The 16,824-nt window shown below is 61.3% G+C and carries 11 protein-coding genes; 6 read left to right on the forward strand and 5 right to left on the reverse strand.

The window, feature by feature from the left end:
- Positions 1 to 30: 30 nt before the first annotated feature.
- The 4 genes from aceE to J4E08_RS19105 all read right to left on the reverse strand — a co-directional run bounded on the left by aceE (position 31) and on the right by J4E08_RS19105 (position 7,617).
- Positions 31 to 2,688: a pyruvate dehydrogenase (acetyl-transferring), homodimeric type gene (gene aceE, locus J4E08_RS19090; RefSeq protein WP_349539838.1), complete on the reverse strand. Its 2,658-nt coding sequence runs from the start codon at positions 2,686 to 2,688 to the stop codon at positions 31 to 33.
- 242 nt (positions 2,689 to 2,930) lie between these two features.
- Positions 2,931 to 4,100: a DNA recombination protein RmuC gene (locus J4E08_RS19095; RefSeq protein WP_349539839.1), complete on the reverse strand. Its 1,170-nt coding sequence runs from the start codon at positions 4,098 to 4,100 to the stop codon at positions 2,931 to 2,933.
- On the reverse strand, positions 4,097 to 6,001 hold the full coding sequence (gene mutL, locus J4E08_RS19100; RefSeq protein WP_349539840.1) for a DNA mismatch repair endonuclease MutL: 1,905 nt from the start codon (positions 5,999 to 6,001) through the stop codon (positions 4,097 to 4,099). The genes J4E08_RS19095 and mutL overlap by 4 nt, the downstream gene beginning before the upstream one ends.
- A 389-nt stretch (positions 6,002 to 6,390) precedes the next feature.
- Positions 6,391 to 7,617, reverse strand: a complete 1,227-nt coding sequence (locus tag J4E08_RS19105) for a urate hydroxylase PuuD (protein WP_349539841.1) — start codon at positions 7,615 to 7,617, stop codon at positions 6,391 to 6,393.
- A 192-nt stretch (positions 7,618 to 7,809) separates the two neighbouring features.
- On the opposite strand from J4E08_RS19105, the gene J4E08_RS19110 reads away from it, so the two are divergent.
- The gene (locus J4E08_RS19110) at positions 7,810 to 8,703 is read left to right on the forward strand and encodes an MBL fold metallo-hydrolase (RefSeq protein ID WP_349539842.1); all 894 of its coding nucleotides are present in this window, start codon (positions 7,810 to 7,812) and stop codon (positions 8,701 to 8,703) included.
- Between the two features lie 11 nt (positions 8,704 to 8,714).
- Positions 8,715 to 9,089: a rhodanese-like domain-containing protein gene (locus tag J4E08_RS19115; RefSeq protein WP_349539843.1), complete on the forward strand. Its 375-nt coding sequence runs from the start codon at positions 8,715 to 8,717 to the stop codon at positions 9,087 to 9,089.
- 101 nt (positions 9,090 to 9,190) lie between these two features.
- Here the strand turns inward: J4E08_RS19115 and J4E08_RS19120 are convergent, their stop codons facing one another.
- A complete protein-coding gene (locus J4E08_RS19120; RefSeq protein WP_349539844.1) occupies positions 9,191 to 9,772 on the reverse strand; it encodes a DUF1285 domain-containing protein in 582 nt (193 codons plus the stop codon).
- Between the two features lie 69 nt (positions 9,773 to 9,841).
- On the opposite strand from J4E08_RS19120, the gene J4E08_RS19125 reads away from it, so the two are divergent.
- From J4E08_RS19125 to J4E08_RS19140, 4 genes are read left to right on the forward strand one after another with little or no spacing between them, the layout of a single operon-like run.
- Complete coding sequence (locus J4E08_RS19125) at positions 9,842 to 10,861, forward strand: AAA family ATPase (RefSeq protein ID WP_183969018.1); 1,020 nt, start codon at positions 9,842 to 9,844, stop codon at positions 10,859 to 10,861.
- A complete protein-coding gene (locus J4E08_RS19130; RefSeq protein WP_349539845.1) occupies positions 10,858 to 11,733 on the forward strand; it encodes a DUF58 domain-containing protein in 876 nt (291 codons plus the stop codon). Before J4E08_RS19125 ends, J4E08_RS19130 begins: the two co-directional genes overlap by 4 nt.
- Positions 11,730 to 14,507 (forward strand): DUF4159 domain-containing protein, encoded by a 2,778-nt coding sequence (locus tag J4E08_RS19135; RefSeq protein ID WP_349539846.1) that lies wholly within the window; start codon positions 11,730 to 11,732, stop codon positions 14,505 to 14,507. The genes J4E08_RS19130 and J4E08_RS19135 overlap by 4 nt, the downstream gene beginning before the upstream one ends.
- Positions 14,504 to 16,558, forward strand: a complete 2,055-nt coding sequence (locus J4E08_RS19140) for a glutamine amidotransferase (protein ID WP_349539847.1) — start codon at positions 14,504 to 14,506, stop codon at positions 16,556 to 16,558. Before J4E08_RS19135 ends, J4E08_RS19140 begins: the two co-directional genes overlap by 4 nt.
- The last annotated feature ends 266 nt before the right edge of the window (positions 16,559 to 16,824 follow it).

A 16,824-nucleotide genomic window follows, 5' to 3' on the forward strand; every position in this document is an offset into this window, starting at 1 on the left:
ACGGCCCTCAGTCCCAAAGCAGGCCTCCCATCAAACCAAACGCGGGTTCGGCTTGCCGCCGTCGATGTCGTATTTGTCCATGGCTGCTTGCAGGTCCTTTTCAGAGACCACGCCCTCCCGGAAGAGGTCCACCATGGCAGCGGCCGCGATGTGATTGGCGTCCACCTCGAAGAAGCGGCGCAAATTCACCCGGCTGTCCGAGCGGCCAAAGCCGTCTGTGCCCAGCACGGTAAAGCGCTGCTTCACCGCACCGCGGATCTGCTCCGCGTAGTTCTTCATGTAGTCTGTGGCGACGATGATCGGACCTTTGGCATTCGCCAGCGTTTGCGTGACGTAGGGCACACGCTCCTCGGCAAATGGGTTCAGACGGTTGTGCCGCTCCGTGTCCTGAAAATCACGCGCCAGTTCGTTGAACGAGGTTGCCGACCAGATATCAGACGTTACGCCGAAGTCCTCTTCCAACATCTTCGCCGCCTTGATTGCCTGAACCAGAATGGTGCCGGAGCCCATCAGGTTCACGTGTTTCTTGGCGGGCTTTTCGGCCTTCTTCATCCGGTAGAGACCCTTGATGATGCCTTCCTCGGCGCCCATCGGCATTTCCGGATGATGGTAGTTCTCGTTCATCAGAGTCAGGTAGAAATACACATCTTCCTGATCCACGAACATCCTCTGAAGCCCGTGCTGCACGATCACCGCCACCTCGTAAGAAAAGGTCGGATCGTAGCTGATGCAGTTCGGAATGGTGCTGGCCAGAATATGGCTGTGGCCGTCCTCGTGCTGCAAACCTTCGCCGTTCAGCGTGGTCCGCCCGGCGGTGCCACCCAGCATGAAACCACGCGCACGGCTGTCGCCAGCGGCCCAAGCCAGATCGCCGATCCGCTGGAAGCCAAACATGGAGTAGTAGATGTAGAACGGCACCATCGGCACGCCGTGATTGGAATAGGACGTCGCCGCCGCAATCCAATCGGCCATGGCGCCTGCCTCGTTGATGCCTTCCTGCAGCACCTGACCGTCGAGCGATTCCTTGTAGTAGGACATCTGTTCGCGGTCTTCCGGCGTATAGTTCTGCCCCAGCGGGTTGTAGATGCCCACAGACCGGAACAGCCCTTCCATCCCGAAGGTGCGGCTTTCGTCCGGCACGATCGGCACGACCTGCTTGCCGATCTTCTTGTCGCGCAGCAGCGTCGTCAGGATGCGGACAAATGCCATGGTCGACGAGAATTCCCGCTCGCCACTGTCCGCCAGTTCCTTTTTGAACGCGTAAAGGCCGGGGATCTCCAACTTCGGCGTTTCAGTTTCCCGCTTCGGGAAAGAACCGCCCAGATCCTTGCGCCGCTCGGCCATGTAGGCCTTTTGCGCGTTGTTCAGCGTGACAAAGGGGATGTCCTTTTCCAGCTCCTCGTCGGTGACGGGGATCCTGAACCGGTCGCGCATCGCCTTGAGCTGTTCAAGCTGCATCTTCTTTTGCTGGTGCGTGGTGTTCTGGCCTTCGCCAGCGGTGCCCATGCCGTAACCTTTGACCGTCTTGACCAGCAGCAGCGTCGGCTGGCCCTCGGCCTCTGTCGCGCGCTTGAAGGCGTTGTACACCTTCTTGGGGTCGTGACCGCCGCGGCGCAGCGCCCAGATCTGGTCGTCGGTCCAATCCTTCACCAGCTCCGCAGTCTCCGGATATTTGCCGAAGAAATGTTTGCGGATGTAGGCGCCGTCCTTGGATTTGAACGTCTGATAATCGCCGTCGACGGTCTCATCCATCAGCTGACGCAGCTTGCCAGAGGTGTCCTGCTCCAGCAGTTGATCCCAGCCCTTGCCCCAGAGCAGCTTGATCACGTCCCAACCGGAACCGCGGAAGTTGCCTTCAAGCTCCTGAACGATTTTGCCGTTGCCACGCACCGGGCCATCAAGACGCTGCAGGTTGCAGTTCACAACAAAGATCAGGTTATCGAGACCTTCGCGCGCAGCCAGATGGATCGCGCCGAGGCTTTCGGGTTCGTCCATTTCGCCGTCGCCGAGGAAGGCCCAGACCTTGCGGTCGGATTTCTCGATCAGGCCACGGTTCTCCATGTATTTCATGAAGCGTGCCTGGTAAATCGCCATCAGCGGGCCAAGACCCATGGAGACCGTCGGAAACTGCCAGTAATCGGGCATCAGCCAAGGGTGCGGGTAGGACGAAAGCCCTTCGCCGGACACTTCGGAGCGGAACATCTTCATCTGATCTTCGGACAAACGCCCTTCCATGAAGGAACGCGCGTAGATGCCAGGGATCACATGGCCCTGAAAGAACACCAGATCGCCGCCGTGAATCGCAGACTTGGACCGCCAGAAGTGGTTGAGACCCACGTCATATAGCGCCGCAGACGAGGCGAAGGACGCGATGTGGCCACCGTATTCGCTGCTTTCCTTGTTGCGTTTGACCACGGTCGCCATGGCATTCCAGCGATTGATGGTGCGGATGCGCCATTCCATCTCTTGATCGCCGGGGATTTCGACCTCGTCGTCAGGCGAGATCGTGTTCTGATATGGCGTGGTCGCAGAAAAGGGCAGCTTTGCCCCCGCTGCCCTTGCACGTTGAACCGCCTTGTCGAGCAGGAAATGCGCACGGTCGGCGCCATCCCGTTCAATCACATCCTCAATGGCTTCTTGCCACTCTTGGGATTCTATCGGGTCCACGTCCTGGGGAGTGTCTTTCATGTGTCCTCTTCCCTCCTCTGTCGATCCAAAGCTGCAGCGCAGCAATTGTTCAACGTTAAACCTTTTCGGATGACTGTTCTGCCAGACGCCCGAGTCGGGACCACATTAGCAGGTTCGTCACATGGTTAAAGGTGGGTCTATCAGGGGTCGAAACCTGGCGGCATTAGGGCAATCGCATATCGCCCATGCGTGCAACGCATGACTGTTAGCGCAACCCATAAAGCCATTAGTTCAGTGGTAAACTACTCTACGCGCTGATCGGGTCGCAGGACTGCAAGACCGGTCTCAGCCTCTTTCGAGAGGTCTTCAAAATCGAAATTATCCAATCTTCTCGCGCGCTTACCTGCTTTTTCCGCGCTGATCTTAATCTCTTCAATGTCCTTGGCGGCCTGCCCGAAATGGCGGTCAAGGTTCGCCACGCGCCCTCCAAGCCGATCAACGTCAGCATAAAGCGCATGCAATTCCTTACGGATAGCTCCGGCTTGCTCTTGCATGCGCGCGTCCTTCAGAATCGCCCGCATGGTGTTGAGCGTCGCCATGCAAGTGGTCGGAGAAACGATCCAAACCCGCGCAGTGAAGCCTTCGCGCACCACATCGGTGAAGTTGGCATGTAATTCTGCGTAGACCGCCTCGGACGGCAGGAACATCAACGCCCCATCCGCCGTCTCTCCCTCGATAATGTAGCGGTCGGAAATATCACGGATGTGTTTGCGAACCGACAGCCGGAATTGCTGCGCCGCACGGGTCCTTTGTTCCGGCGTATCGGCGCGGCGCATGGCCTCGTAGCCTTCGAGCGGGAATTTCGCGTCCACCACGATTGGTCCCGGCGGGTTCGGCAAGTGGATCAGGCAATCGGCGCGCCGCCCGTTGGACAGCGTTGCCTGCAACGTATAACTGTCCGAGGGCAGCGCCTTTGATACGATGTCATGCAGTTGGATTTCGCCAAATGCCCCGCGCGTCTGTTTATTCGACAGGATGTCCTGCAACGACAGCACATCGCCCGACAATTTGGTGATGTTGGCCTGCGCCTTGTCGATGGATTGCAGCCGCTCCTGGAGTTCTCCCAAGGAATGCGCCGTGCGCCGGGCAGAGCCATGCAGGTTCACGGCCATCTTGTCCTGCACTTCGGCAAGCCTTTGTTCCATCAACTGGATCATGGCAGATTGGCTTGTCGCCTGTGCCTCCGACACATGGTGCAGACCGCCGGCCAGCCGCTCCTGCCCCTCCCCCAACTGTTGAACGCGCCCCGCAACGCCGCGCATCTGCTGTGCCAAGGGCTCCACTGATCGCGCCGCACGCGAGGCAGAGCGCGCTGAGGATACCAGCAAGAACAGCAGCAGACAGACCACGCCCAGCGCAATCAAGGTCACAGGATCAGAGAGGTTCAGCGACACGTCGCCAATCTGGATCATGAGCGCCCAAACAGCCGTTCGATGTCCGTCAAGCGCAGTTCCACATAGGTCGGGCGCCCGTGGTTGCACTGGCCGGAATGCGGTGTTGCCTCCATCTCGCGCAGGAGCGCATTCATTTCTTCGGCGCGCATGATGCGGCCTGAGCGGATCGAGCCGTGGCAGGCCACGCGGCTCAGGATCGCCTCGATCTTTTCCTGGACCAGTTGGCTTTCGCCAAGGTCGTCGAGCTCGTCCAGAATATCGCGGATCAGCCCCTGACTGTCCACTTCGCCAAGGATCGCCGGGGTCTCCCGCACCGCAATCGCCCCGTTGCCAAAGGCTTCGACGGTCAGCCCCATACGCGACAGATCATCGGCCACCGCCAGCAGGCGCTGCGCCTCGTCATGGGACAAGTCGATCACGTCCGGGATCAGCAAAGCCTGCGCCGCAACGCCATTTTCGGCCATCTGTTTTTTCAGCTTTTCGTACACCAGACGTTCATGCGCGGCGTGTTGATCCACGATGACCATGCCCGTTTCCGTCTGGGCAATGATGTAGTTCTCATGAACCTGCCCCCGTGCCGCGCCAAGCGGTTTGCGGATGATGTCCTCGCGTGGCTCTTGCGGGGCCTCTGGTTCAACCACACGGCCCGAATAGCTGCCGCCGAGCTCGGCAAAGCCGCTGTGTTGCGCGGGGTAGGCCGGCGCAGGCTGGAAATCCGCCGGCGCTTGCGCCGCGTAGCTGGCTTGCCGCGCGCCAAGACTGGGCCTGTCCATCTGGTACACGCGCTGCTGATGCGGCGGCTGGGGGGTATGTCCCAACGGGCCCACCTGTTCAGGCCTCAGTGCGTTCAAAGTCGCATCCGCCACGGTGGTCGACGCCCGATGCCCGGCGTTCGCAAGCGCGTGCCGCAGTGAGGTCACGATCAGCCCGCGCACCACGCCGGGATCGCGAAACCGCACCTCTGATTTCGCAGGGTGTACGTTCACGTCGACCTTGTGCGGGTCGCAATCGACGAACAGCGCCACCGCCGGGTGCCGATCCCGCGACAGGAAATCCTGATAGGCCCCGCGCAAAGCACCGATCAGGGTTTTGTCCCGCACGGGCCGACCGTTTACGAACAGATGCTGCGCCACCGATGTTCCACGTGAATAGGTCGGCAGTGCGGCATACCCGGTGAGGCGAAAGCCCTCCCGCTCCGCATCGATGGCAAGCGAATTCTCTGCAAACTCGCTGCCCATGACGCGCGCCAGCCGTCCCCGCAGCGCGTCGAACAGATCGCCCTGCTCAGGCTCCACACGGAAGGTCACGCGATCGTTGCCGCCAGACACATCGCGCAGGGTAAAACCAATCGACGGCTCGGCCATGGCGAGACGTTTGATCGTGTCGGAAATCGCCTGCATCTCGGCCCGGTCCGTGCGCAGAAACTTCAGCCGTGCCGGTGTGGCAAAAAACAAATCCCGTAGGGTGACAACTGTGCCACCGTTCAGCGCACAAGGTTTTGCTATGCCGCGATGCCCACCATCAACAGACAGTTCGACCGCCTCGTGGCCCTTGGCTCGGCTTTGCAGCGTCAGACGCGCCACCGCCCCCAGCGAGGGCAACGCCTCCCCGCGGAAACCAAAAGAGTGAATGTCGAGCAGATCGCTGCCGTCGATCTTTGAGGTTGCATGCCGCGACAGCGCCAATGGCAGGTCGTCTGCAGTCATGCCACAGCCGTCATCGGTGACCCGGATCAGGGTTTTACCCCCATCCGCGATTTCAATGCCGACCCTACGCGCGCCAGCGTCAATGGCGTTTTCGACCAATTCCTTGACCGCAGACGCGGGGCGTTCCACCACTTCACCAGCCGCGATGCGGTTGATGGAAGCGTCGTCCAGTTGCCGGATGGTTGGGCGCATATTGGGGTCGTGCGTGTTCATGCCACCAGACCTAGCACCACATTTCCGATTCTGAAACCGCCGTTCAGCGCTAACGCCGCACCTGCATCAAACAAGGTATCGCGTGATGACTATGCAACATATGTACCTATGTATCATATTTTCCGAAACTTTATTGCGTTAATAAAGTTATCATCAATATAACCAATCGAGTAAAGGATACGAAGATGCTGGTTCCCCTGATCGCGTTCGAAACGATTTCCTCCGTCTACGGCGAAAGCTTTGCAAAGACGTGGTTTCAACCCATCAAGCTGGTCCAACGCTGATACTTCAGCTTTTCAGAAGCGTCGCAGCGCAGATGACAGTGCGGGCCATTTCCTTGGCCAACTTGTCCCGCACTGGGGCCTAACAGCTCGCAACATCAAACACGCTTAGCCGCCTGTTGCGTCGGCGTACCACTTGCGGATGGCGGCACGCTCGTCGTCTTCCATCCATGACAGGTTCGCCGGCGGCATGGCATGTGTCACCCCGGCCTGCAAAAATATCGCGCGCGCATGTCGGGCGACCTGCGCCTCGGTTTCCAGACGCACACCCTTGGGCGGCCACAACAGGTTGCCGTAGACCGGCTCTGCCGCGTGGCACATGGAACACCGCCCCAGCACGATGTCATGCACATCCTCAAACCCATCGGCCTGCGCAAACCGCAGCGCGGCCGGCCCTTGCGCCTCTTCCGGCTCTTCCGTCTGGAACAAAGGCGCCGTGGACAGCCACATGATCAGCAGAAACAGCACGGCGGTCGCCAGCCACGTCCAAGTGGGAGTCCCCTTGCGCGCGTGCACCGTGTTGAAGAAATGCCGGATCGTCACCCCCATCAGGAAAACCAGCAGCGCAATCAGCCAGTTGAACTCGCTCGCAAAGGCCAGCGGATAGTGGTTCGACAGCATCAGGAACAAAACTGGCAGTGTCAGGTAGTTGTTATGCGTGGACCGCTGCTTGGCGATAAAGCCGTATTTTGGATCGGGTGTCTTGCCAGCGATCAAATCGGCCACGACGACCTTTTGGTTGGGGATGATGATCATCGCGACGTTGCCGGTCATGATCGTCGCGGTGAAGGCCCCCAGATGCAACAGCGCCGCCCGCCCTGAGAACACCGACGTGTAAAACAGGGCCATCAGCACCAGCACGCCGAACAGAACGACCATCAGCAGGTTCAGGTTCTTGCCCAGCGGCGATTTGCACAGCTGGTCATAGACCACCCAGCCAAGGCCAAGGGACAGAACGGATATTCCAATCGCCTGCCACGCCGCGAGGTCCATGACATTTGGATCGACCAGATAGAACTCCGCCCCGAAGTAATACACCGCCGTCAGCAGGACAAAGCCGGAGATCCAGGTCCAATAGCTTTCCCATTTGAACCACACGAGATCAGAGGGCATCTGCGACGGCGCCACGAGATATTTCTGAATGTGGTAAAAGCCACCGCCATGCACTTGCCATTCTTCGCCATCCGCGCCGGAGGCGAGATTACGGTCGCGGTGCAATCCAAGGTCCAGCGCGATGAAATAGAACGAAGATCCAATCCAGGCGATGGCGGTAATCACGTGCAGCCATCGAATGGCAAATTCGGCCCAAGCGCCGAATGTGGCGAGATCGTACATGTAGTGTCTTTCCTTATGACGCTTGGCCGAGTGTATGAACATCACGCTATCTCACGTAAAGTGCCATGCAAAGGCTCCCGCCTTCTACATCCCTGGATCGCAGCGCAAATCTCCTTGAATTTGGGATGGAACTGACCAACTGTCGCGGCGTTACATTCCATTAACAGAATTTGAAAACGACAGGAGATATGCATGTTCACCCGCAAAAGCCCGTCGACGGGGTCCGGCTCTCCAGAGGTCACAGGGTTCTACGATCGCGACACCGGATCGATCATGTATGTGGCCGCCTGTCCGGAGACAAAGCAAGCCGCACTGATCGATGTGGTTCTCGATTTCGACCCGGAGGCCGGACGCACCCGCACGGACAGCGCGCAGGAGGTGCTGGATTTCGTAAAGGCGCAGGGGCTTACCGTGGCTTGGGTGCTCGACACGCATCCGCACGCGGATCACATGATGGCGTCGCACTGGCTGACACGGCAAACCGGTGCGCCCAATGCGATTGGCGAGAAGATCCGTGAGATTTCCGCGTTGTGGCGTGGCATCTACCACCTGCCAGACGCCTTTGACCCCGACCGCGATTTTGACAGACTCTTTGCCGCTGGCGAGCAATTCTCTTTCGGCAATGTGCAGGTGAACGTGATGCTTTCGCCCGGGCACACGCTGGGTTCGATCACCTATGTCATGGGTGACGCAGCTTTTGTACACGACACGCTCATGCATGTAGATACAGGCACGTCCCGTGCCGATTTTCCCGGCGGATCATCGAAAGACCTGTGGAATTCGTTGCAGGAGATACTGACGCTTCCAGATGACACGCGGTTGTTCGTCGGCCACGATTACCCACCAGTCAAGGACCGACACGATCCCGCATGGGAGGCGACAGTGGCCGAGCACAAGCAACGGAACCCGCATCTTGCGGGCAAAACCGAGGCGGAATTCACCAAGCTGCGTGATGATCGCGACGCGACGCTGTCTCTCCCGGATCGAATGCTCTTTGCGCTACAGGTCAACCTGCGCGGCGGGCGACTTGTACCGCTGGAGGATGATGGCCACTTCTATTTCAAGATACCCGCGAACAAGTTCTGAAAGGAAAGCACATGAAAAGCGAAACCGTGAACGGCGCAACGTTTGAGACCTGGACAGTGGATGAGGTCGAGGCTGGCATGGCGAGCGGCAAGATTATCCTGATCGACGTGCGCACACCGCAGGAATACATGTTCGAGCACATTCATGGTGCGTTGCTGATGCCCATGGCGGGCTTCGACGCGGGCGCGCTGCCCGGCCAGTCAGACAAGCAGATCGTGCTGCATTGCGGCTCTGGCGTGCGTTCGGAGAAGATGAGCCGCGCGGCAATGGATGCCGGAATCACCAGGATCGGTCATATGGAAGGCGGGTTCGGCGCGTGGAAAGCCGCCAAAAAGCCGTACATCGGTGTGAACATGGGCACCGGTGCGCCACAACGTATGGGGTGAGGGGGGACATCAGTCTTTTCGTCGTGCCCAAGTGCGACGGCGGGCGCTCTGCCCCCACGTCCTCGGAGTATTTTTGAAGCAATGAATCCGGGGCCGTGCTCTTAAACCTCGACGTCGCTTGACGGGATGATCGGGAAGAACTTGCCGCCAGACCACAATCCGAACCAATCGTCATGATGTGCACCGATGTCCACCAAACGGTAGAAACTTTTGCGGTCAATGAGCGCTTCGAGGTTGCGGCGGACCAAGACGTAAGGAGACGGCTCACCGGTTTCCGGGTCGCGCTCGACGCGGATCGGGTGGTCTGGCCCTGCGGTGGCAAAATCGCCCACATGGGTCTCAAACGATATGGTTTGCGCCTCGCCTTTGCCCTCCACCGTGAAATCGACCGCGACAAATGGTGCATCTTCGACCGTGATTCCGACTTTTTCAACCGGAGTCACGAGAAAGTAATCCTCGCCATCTTTGCGCAGGATGGACGAGAACAGCTTGACCAGTCCGACCCTCCCAATGGGCGTCCCGAGGTAGAACCAAGTGCCGTCCCGCGCGATCCGCATGTCCAGATCACCGCAAAATGGCGGGTCCCACTTGTCGACCGGCGGCAGTCCCCTGCCCTTTTTTGCAGCTTGCGCTGAGGCGGCGATGCCATCAGCCGAGGGTGTCACGATATTTTGTGCCGACATTGCTTTTGCCATTAACCTAACCAAGGATACATTGAACAAAAGACTATAGGTCGGAAACGGAGAGATGCCATGCCCCCCCTAGACACCGACGCCGAGGATCTGGTCGCCGATATCGAAGCATTGGAGACGAAGCTGGCAGAGGCCAAACGCTCCATCACTGCGAGATTCATTGGCCAGGAGCGCGTCGTTGACCTGACGCTGGCCTCCATGCTCTGCGGCGGTCACGCGCTGTTGATCGGCCTGCCCGGCCTGGGCAAGACCCGTTTGGTCGAAACACTGAGCACCGTCATGGGGCTGCACGGCAACCGCGTGCAGTTCACACCGGACCTGATGCCTGCCGATATCCTCGGCTCAGAGGTTCTGGAAACCGGAGAAGACGGCACGCGTGCCTTCAAATTCATCGAAGGCCCGATCTTTTGTCAGCTTCTCATGGCCGACGAGATCAACCGCGCCTCGCCCCGGACGCAATCGGCGTTGCTCCAAGCGATGCAGGAAAAAGTGGTCACCGTTGCCGGGCAAACGCGCCCGCTGGAGGCGCCGTTCCACGTGCTCGCCACGCAAAACCCCATCGAACAGGAAGGTACCTATCCCCTGCCCGAGGCGCAGCTTGACCGTTTCCTCGTGCAGATCAACGTGGCCTATCCGGATCGCAAGACCGAGAAGGATATTCTGCTTGCCACAACAGGGACAGAAGAAGCGGACAGCCATCAGGTCTTTACCGCGGCAGAGCTGATCGCCGCGCAGAGGCTACTACGTCGGATGCCCGTGGGCGACGCGGTTGTTGAGCAGATCCTCGACCTTGTGCGCGCATTCCGCCCCGACGATCCCAGCGCGCCTGAGCGGGTGAAGGACATTGTTGCATGGGGACCCGGCCCCCGCGCCGCTCAGGCACTGATGCTGACAGTTCGCGCGCGGGCGCTGCTTCAGGGTCGTCTGGCCCCCTCGCCCGAAGATGTACTGGATATGGCCAAGCCGGTTCTGGTCCACCGCATGGCGCTGACATTCTCCGCCCGCGCACGCGGCGAGGATCTTGGCGCGCTGATCGACGATGTGGCAGGCGGGCTGTTGCAAAAAGTCGCCGCAGCGTGAGTTCCGTCGCCCATCTCCGCACCCGGGCGCAGGAGGAAGCCAGCCGCTTCCCCGCGCTTCTGGCCCGTGCCGAACATCTGGCCGGCACCGTTCTTCTGGGTGACCACGGCCGTCGGCGCGCTGGGCTGGGCGACGATTTCTGGCAATACCGTCCGCTCCGGGCAGGCGACTCGTTTCGGCAAATCGACTGGCGGCGTTCTGCCCGTGGCGACGAGCAATTCGTGCGGGAACGTGAATGGCAGATCGCGCAATCGGTTCAGATGTGGGTCGACCCCGGGGCCTCCATGCGCTTTTCCAGTCACAAGGACATTCCGACCAAGTCCGACCGTGCGCGGCTGACCGCGCTTGCCACGGCAGTCTTGCTGGTGCGCGGCGGCGAACGGGTGGGGCTGACCGGCTGGGCCTTGCCGCCGCGCCGGGGGGATGCTCAAACTCTTCGTCTGGCGGAATATTTCAGCACTGACGGCGAAGACGACTACGCCGAACCAGAGGCGCGCGGCATGTTGCCCAACGCCAAAGCGCTGTTCGTTTCCGATTTTCTCGGCGACATCGCCCCGGTGGAGGCCGCGCTGACCAAAGCCGCTGACCGTGGCGTGCGTGGCGTTCTGTTTCAGGTGCTCGACCCTTCGGAGGAAGCCTTCCCCTTCCATGGGCGCACCATCTTTGAAAGCGTGAACAAATCCGTTGCCTATGAGACACTGAAGGCTAATGACCTGCGCGACCGCTATCTTGAACGTCTCGCGGAACGCAAAGACCGGCTTGATACCCTCTGCCGCCTGACCGGCTGGCAGTATTTCACGCATCACACGGATCACAGCGCCCAATCGGCCTTGCTTTGGGTCTATCGCGCGCTGGACGGGAGCCAAGGATGACCTTGTTCGGACTGGGGTTTTCCGCCCCATGGTTGCTAATGGGACTGATCGCGTTGCCGATCCTCTGGATCATTTTGCGTGCCATCCCGCCTGCTCCGGTTCGGCGGATATTCCCTGCGGTGGTGCTGTTGCTTAGCTTGAAAAACGACGAGCAGGTGACGGACCGCACGCCATGGTGGCTTTTGTTGCTGCGAATGCTGGCGGTGGCGGCGGTGATTATCGGCCTGTCCGGGCCAATCCTCAATCCGCGCGATGAGGGCGATGCGGCAGGGAACGGACCGCTCTTGGTGGTGATGGATGCAAGCTGGGCCTCGGCTGCAGATTGGCGGCTGCGGATGAACACGCTCGACGGGCTACTGGCAGAGGCCGGGCGCGATGATCGCCGGGTCGCCTTGATACGGCTCACGGACCCGCAGGAGCCGCAATTTCTGTCCGCAGAGGTCCTGCGCTCTCGCCTGACCGGTATTGAGCCAGAACCATGGGAGCCGGGACCAGACGCGCTGGACCGTGCCATCGACCTGCTTCCGGACGAGAATTTCGATACTTACTGGATGTCCGACGGGCTGAACCGTGATGGACGCGCGCCGCTGCTGGAGGCCGCGCAGGAGCGGGGGCAGGTCACGGTCTTCGAAGCACCGCGCAACCTGCTCGCCTTGGAACCAATGGTATTGGCGGATGGCAATTTGACCGCCACTCTGCGCCGTTTGCGCCCGGGCCCCGAGGCAGAAGTGACGCTCGAAGGTCATGGCCGCGATCCCGCCGGCAACCCGGCGGTCCTGATGCGCACGCCGGTAACGTTTGAGGCACAGGCCCTCACAACCCAGATTGAGTTGTCGCTCCCGTCTGAACTGCGTGCCCGCATCGAAAGGTTCGAGATCGGCGGCGCGGACAGCGCCGGCGCGGTGACCCTGCCCGACGACTCCCTACGGCGGCGCGAGGTGGCGTTGATCGCCGCCCGCGAGGACCGCGAGGGTCTGCAACTGCTTGACCCACTGCACTATCTTCGCAAAGCGCTTGCCCCGACGGCCGACATTCTGGAAACCGATCTGAAGACCGTGATCCCCTCCAACCCGGATGTGATCGCGCTGGTGGATGTCGCACAATTGACCGGTCAGGAGGGCGCCGACGTGCTCGACTGGGTGAATGCTGGCGGCACCCTGCTGCGTTTTGCCGGACCACGGCTGGCCGCCTCTGACATCAGCCGCGACACCGAAGATCCGCTGATGCCCGTGCGCCTGCGCGCCGGTGGCCGAACCGTTGGCGGCGCGATGAGCTGGGGCGAACCCAAGTCGCTTGCCCCTTTCACCGAAGGCAGTCCATTCATGGGCCTGACCATCCCCGACGATGTGGCCGTGAACAGTCAGGTTATGGCCCAGCCCGACCCGACACTGGCTGACCGCGTGATCGCGCAATTGGCCGATGGCACGCCGCTGGTCACCCGCAAACAGGTCGGACAAGGGCAGGTCATCCTGTTCCACGTCACGGCCAACGCGGAGTGGTCTTCCCTGCCGTTGTCTGGTCTGTTTGTGCAGATGCTTGAACGGCTTGCCGTGTCCTCTGCCACCGCGCAACCGGACATTGAGGATATGGAAGGTACGATCTGGCAACCACTGCGCGTGCTCGACGCCTTTGGCGTGCCACAGGATGCGGGCGTTCTGCCCGGTGTTGAGGGGCCCGCTCTGGTCTCTGCGCCGCTTGGCCCCGACTTGCGCCCCGGACTGTATCAAGGCGAAGATCGCAGCATCGCGCGCAATGTCGTCACCGCCGAGACGGAGCTGATCCCGATGACATGGCCCGACACTGTGCCCGTCGAGGGGCTGAACCGCTCTCAGGAACAACCGCTGGCCGGATGGCTTCTGGCCGCGGCACTGCTGCTGCTGGCAACCGATGTGATCGCGACATTGTCTCTGTCCGGTCGCCTGCGCGGTGCGATGGCAGCGGGCCTTGCCTTGATGCTGCTCTCTGCTACGCCGCAAGGTGCGCGTGCCCAGGACGAACCGCAAGCCGATCCCGCTGCCGACGCGCGGGCGCTTGCCGCCACGTCTGAAGTTGTGCTCGCACACGTGCTGACCGGCGACGCGCGGCTGGACGAGACCGCCCAAGCGGGGCTACGCGGCCTGTCCGACACGTTGTTTTTCAGAACGTCGGTCGAACCGGCGGAGCCTATCGGCGTCGATCTGGAAACCGACGAACTCGCGTTCTATCCGATGCTGTACTGGCCGATCACCCCGGACCAACCGACTCCCTCGTCCGAAGCCTATGCCAAGCTCAACACTTACCTCCGCTCCGGCGGCCTGATCCTGTTCGACACCCGAGATGCGGATGTGGCAGGGTTCGGCTCTGGAACGCCGGAGGGGCGCAAGCTGCAGGAACTGGCCGCACCGCTCGATATTCCACCACTGGAGCCGGTCCCGCAGGACCACGTCCTGACGCGCACCTTTTACCTGCTCAATGACTTTCCCGGCCGATGGCAAGGTCGCGACGTCTGGGTCGAAGCCGCACCGCCCGACGCCGAGCTGATTGACGGAATGCCCTTCCGCGATCTCAACGACAATGTGACCCCCGTGGTCATCGGCGGCAACGATTGGGCCGCAGCCTGGGCCATGGACGAGGCGGGCAATCCGCTGGTGCCGCTGGGCCGAGGCTTTACCGGCGAACGCCAACGCGAAATCGCCTACAGGTTCGGAGTAAATCTCGTGATGCATGTTCTGACCGGCAACTACAAAAGCGATCAGGTCCACGTTCCTGCGCTGCTGGATCGGCTGGGCCAATGAACGCTGCTCAGATCGTTTTCGACCCGCTTCTGCCTTGGGGGGTTATCTTTGGTCTTGGCGCTCTGGCGTTGGCAGGCGTGGTGCTTGCGCTTTGGCGCGGGCTCAAGGGCTGGTGGCTGCGTGCGCTCGCTGCGTTGGTGGTAATCGCCGCGCTGACACAGCCGTCGTGGCAAAAGGAGGAGCGCGCGCCACTGTCTGACATCGTGCTGATGCTGGTGGACGAAACCGCCTCTCAACGGCTGGCAGAGCGCGCAGGCGTCACCTCCGCCGCAGCCGATGATCTGGAGGCGACGCTGCGCGCCCGCCCGAACACGGAAGTCCGCCGCGTTCCCGTGCCGGATGGCGATGGCGATGCGGGCAGCCAGTTGATGACCGCGCTGTCGGCCGCCATGGCAGAGGAACCCCGTGGCCGTATTGCAGGCGTTGTCCTGCTGTCCGACGGGCGACTGCATGATCTCGAACGCGCGCCTGACCTGCCCGCGCCGCTGCATCTTCTGCTGACCGGGCAAGAGGACGATTGGGACCGCCGCCTGATCGTACGCAATGCCCCGGCCTTTGCCATCCTGGGCGAGCCGGTCGAACTGACCCTGCGAATCGAAGATGACGGCGCAGCCCCCGGTGAGACCACCACCGACATCCAGATCTCCGTCGACGGCGCAGATCCTGAAAGCTACCGCGTGCCGATCAACGAGGATCTGGTGCTGCCGATCGAGTTGCCCCACGGCGGACTGAACGTGATCGAATTCGTGGTCCCCGAGGCCGACGGCGAGCTGACTGATCGCAACAACCGCGCGCTGGTACAGATCAACGGCGTGCGCGACCGCCTGCGCGTCTTGCTGGTGTCTGGTGAACCGCATGCCGGCGGGCGCACGTGGCGCAACCTGTTGAAATCAGACAGCTCCGTGGACCTTGTGCACTTCACCATTCTGCGTCCGCCAGAAAAGCAAGACGGCGTGCCGGTCACCGAATTGTCGCTCATCGCCTTCCCCACGCGAGAGCTGTTTCTCGAGAAAATCGAGGATTTCGACCTGATCATTTTTGACCGCTACAAACGGCGCGGCATCCTGCCTGCGATTTACCTCGACAACGTGCGCAACTACGTCGAACAGGGCGGTGCGGTGCTGGTCGCCGCCGGCAAGGATTTCGCCAGCGCGGACTCGATCTATCGCTCGCCGCTTGCCGACATCATCCCCGCGGAGCCCACTGCCCGTGTGATCGAGCGCGGCTACCGTCCTGCTGTGACCGAGATGGGCGAACGCCACCCGGTGACCGCCGGTCTGGAAGGCGCGGAAACGTGGGGCCGGTGGTTGCGTCAGGTAGAAGTGGAACCGACCTCCGGCGACGTGGTCATGCAGGGTGTCGACGACAAACCGTTGCTGATACTTGACCGGGTCGGCGAGGGGCGCGTGGCGCTGCTGGCGTCCGATCAGGCGTGGCTGTGGAACCGTGGCTTTGAGGGCGGCGGCCCGCAATTGGAACTGCTGCGCCGCCTCGCCCACTGGATGATGAAGGAACCGGAACTGGAAGAAGAAGCGCTTTGGGCGGAACCCACTGGCCAGACAATGCGTATCATCCGACGCTCTTTGTCCGGCGACGTGGGCAATGTCACAGTTATCGGACCTGTTGGCGAACCCGTTGAAGTCCCGCTGGAAGAAGTCAGCCCCGGTCGGTTCGAAGGGACTTTCGAAGGGCCCGAAATCGGCCTTTATCGCCTGACTGAATCCGATCTGGAAACGGTGGTCGGACTCGGCCCCTCCGCCCCGCGCGAATTCATCCAGACCATCGCCAGCGGCGAGGCCCTGACGCCCTTGATCGATGAGACACGCGGGGGTGTGTTGCGGCTGGAAGACGGCGTGCCATCGGTACGCAACGTCCGACCTGGCCGTCCCGCGGCTGGACGCGGCTGGATCGGCATCACCCCGCGAGAGGCGTTTGAAACGCTCGACGTGCGCCAGACCGCGCTTCTGCCGCCTTGGCTGGTGCTGCTTCTGGCGGCGGCTCTGATCGTTGGCGCTTGGTTGCGAGAGGGGCGAGCCGGCGCCGCAGCTTAACGCATGGCGCGCGGCGCAGTAGTGTCGCTCCCTCCGTCCGCCGAACATCGGTGCAGCGCCCCAAGCCCCCCTCGGGGATCACAGCCACTGTCAGACGTCAGGGCAAAGGCCTGCTTGGTTTCATGCGGATGCAAAAGAACACGCGTTCCCAGCATCAAGTTCGTTGCGCCCTCAGCATGATCGGCCAACCGCGTATCAGCGCAGCGTGACGGACATCTGACCAGGCTCGGCCACGGGTCATCTTGATCGCCAAGCGCTCCGCTCCA

Source organism: Sagittula sp. NFXS13, assembly GCF_040148795.1.
Classification (GTDB): Bacteria; Pseudomonadota; Alphaproteobacteria; order Rhodobacterales; family Rhodobacteraceae; genus Sagittula; species Sagittula marina.

Bases quoted from the DNA above. Each gene is read 5' to 3' on its own strand.
- aceE (WP_349539838.1), bottom strand. From the start codon at position 2,688: ATGAAAGACACTCCCCAGGACGTGGACCCGATAGAATCCCAAGAGTGG.
- J4E08_RS19095 (WP_349539839.1), bottom strand. From the start codon at position 4,100: ATGATCCAGATTGGCGACGTGTCGCTGAACCTCTCTGATCCTGTGACC.
- mutL (WP_349539840.1), bottom strand. From the start codon at position 6,001: ATGAACACGCACGACCCCAATATGCGCCCAACCATCCGGCAACTGGAC.
- J4E08_RS19105 (WP_349539841.1), bottom strand. From the start codon at position 7,617: ATGTACGATCTCGCCACATTCGGCGCTTGGGCCGAATTTGCCATTCGA.
- J4E08_RS19110 (WP_349539842.1), top strand. From the start codon at position 7,810: ATGTTCACCCGCAAAAGCCCGTCGACGGGGTCCGGCTCTCCAGAGGTC.
- J4E08_RS19115 (WP_349539843.1), top strand. From the start codon at position 8,715: ATGAAAAGCGAAACCGTGAACGGCGCAACGTTTGAGACCTGGACAGTG.
- J4E08_RS19120 (WP_349539844.1), bottom strand. From the start codon at position 9,772: ATGTCGGCACAAAATATCGTGACACCCTCGGCTGATGGCATCGCCGCC.
- J4E08_RS19125 (WP_183969018.1), top strand. From the start codon at position 9,842: ATGCCCCCCCTAGACACCGACGCCGAGGATCTGGTCGCCGATATCGAA.
- J4E08_RS19135 (WP_349539846.1), top strand. From the start codon at position 11,730: ATGACCTTGTTCGGACTGGGGTTTTCCGCCCCATGGTTGCTAATGGGA.
- J4E08_RS19140 (WP_349539847.1), top strand. From the start codon at position 14,504: ATGAACGCTGCTCAGATCGTTTTCGACCCGCTTCTGCCTTGGGGGGTT.